Origin of the sequence: Rodentibacter sp. Ppn85 (assembly GCF_001999335.1) — a bacterium.
GTDB lineage: Bacteria > Pseudomonadota > Gammaproteobacteria > Enterobacterales > Pasteurellaceae > Rodentibacter.
In genome coordinates this window covers 1-2,131 of sequence record NZ_MLHS01000074.1, presented here as the reverse complement: position 1 = coordinate 2,131, position 2,131 = coordinate 1, and the positions used below count along the sequence as shown (strand labels likewise).

The following is a 2,131-nucleotide window of genomic DNA, read 5'->3' as shown; positions in this document are numbered from 1 at the left end:
TTACGATTACGATGTTTGACAATAGCGCGACATTCGGTATCAATAAACCGAGCAGTAAATCCGCCGATGCCTATGAACAGGGATTGACAAGGGAAATTTCCGATGAATATATCCGCATTGAAAAGTTAAAAGATAAATACGAGTGTCGGGATGTGACCGATAGCCGTCAACGGGAATTTATCTGTGACAATATTCAACGAAACGCATTAAACCAGACACGTATTCGTCAAGCCGTCGAGGCGGAAGCGGAAAAACTGTCAAAACACGGCGGGATTTCCGATGAGATTTATTATTTACGCCCTTGGAGCTGTTTTAGACGGTTTAAAAAAGACGACCCGATTCAAAAGGCAGTGTTAGAGCATATTATTGAGATTTTGTCTTATACCCTTGTGCATGATTGGCAACAAATTAATATGGATATTCGACCGCCGTTAGGAGCAAGGGGGGATTTGTATTCAGTGCAGGGAAGAAATGTGAAAGGCAGCTTGAGTAAAAATGATAAAAAATTATATTTTGATCCCTTTATTAGTGAAATGAGTGATGAAGATAGAATAGCATTCCTCCCTCAAACAGCCAAGGAATCGCAGTTTATAGATGGAGACACAAAAAATCCGGATAAACAACGCCCATATTTTATTACCCACTCCGCCATGCGGGAATGGGAGTATGAATGGGTCGGAATGCTAGATAAGAATAAAGTATTTCCTCTCATTTATTCGGAAAGTTATAAAAAACTCATTATTGATAGAATTAAACGTAATTCAAAATTTGGGCGTTATTAGGAGGAGTCAATGAAAAGAGTGATTAAATTATTTATCAACATTTTTTTGTTAAGCATACTTTCCGCCTGTGCCAATCAACAACCTCCCGTGCATTCATTAGGCGTATCCAGTGACGGGCGTTATGTGATTAGCGCACATCGAGGTGGAAAGCTGTTTCTATGGGATATTCAAAAGAAAGAGAAAAAACATTTGTCTGATAACGCCTTTTCTTATAGTGCTTATTTTATTCCGGATAGTCATGAGTTTATGTGGCAGGATAGCAATAATCTGGTACATATCCAAAATGTTGAGGGCAAAGAAGTTTTACAATTTCCTCACTTTAAGACGGAAGGACAAATTATGTCGGCTGATAAATCCTTCTACTTGTCCGCAGATGAATGGGGAAAATTTTATAAAGGACATGGGAAAGATTTAGTGCCGATTTACACCGATGCGCCGATTAGCCCTAGTCAGCCTTATACCTTTTCTCTTGTAGGAAATTATCTGCTTTCTGTAGGAGACACAATAACCGTAAGAGATTCTCCTCCAGCCCAAACCAAACTAACGGCTAATCCTATAAATCCTGATAGGTATAAAAAAGATAGTTATCAAGGTGTAACTTTATGGGATAAAACAACATTAAAGCCAATTGCACGTTTATGGGGGAATCAGGGGGCAACATCAGGTATTATTAGCCCTGATGGAAAATGGATTGTAACAGGCGGGGGAAATGGGAAACGTTACATATGGTTACTATCAGATCCTCATCAAAGATCTAATTTAGCAGATATATACGGACTTTTTCGGAAAGGAATTAAGGGGAAAGATAAAAGTAAGTTGCTACCTATTCCAGAAAAATTTAAAGACAAACAAATAACTCGTTCTGATATTTCGGCTGTTGCCTTTGTTACAGAGAAAGATTTTATTCTTTTACCTAATAGTAACGATGAACTTGCATTACTTTATACAACAGGTGATCCTTGGATAAAAGCCTATGTAGAAATAGGCAATAACCCTGAAATATCAAGAGGAAATTTAAGCATTGCCTCCGCTTATAAAGCCAATATTCTCGTTACAGGGCAATACGGGCGAGGCGGAATTAATGTCTATAAATATCACCCTGAGACAAAAGAGCTAGAAAAAATCTGGGTGGCGGATTAATTAAAAGTGCGGTTGAAAATAAGGGCGTTTTGACCGCACTTTTTTAAACGAAAGTTTTGTATGATTCAAAATTTGGACGTTATTAATTTTAAAAAATTCATTTATACTAATATCTATGACGGTCGCCTGCCTTATTTCCGCTTTTATGATCCGATTGTGCTCAAAGATTATTTTGATTTTCTGCTACATGATTACATTCAACACCGCCT

General features: G+C 37.8%; 1 protein-coding gene and 1 pseudogene. Both read left to right on the top strand.

Annotation, left to right across the window (positions count from 1 at the left end; genetic code table 11):
- Positions 1–782: pseudogene (locus BKL51_RS10920) on the top strand (hypothetical protein); the annotation flags it as partial.
- A 9-nt stretch (positions 783–791) separates the two neighbouring features.
- Positions 792–1,922 carry a WD40 repeat domain-containing protein gene (locus tag BKL51_RS10915; protein WP_077466694.1) on the top strand — a complete coding sequence of 377 codons (1,131 nt, stop codon included), beginning with the start codon at positions 792–794 and terminating at the stop codon, positions 1,920–1,922.
- Positions 1,923–2,131: the final 209 nt, after the last annotated feature.

Excerpts from the sequence above, each read along its gene's own strand:
- BKL51_RS10915 (WP_077466694.1), top strand. The coding sequence starts at position 792 with ATGAAAAGAGTGATTAAATTATTTATCAACATTTTTTTGTTAAGCATA.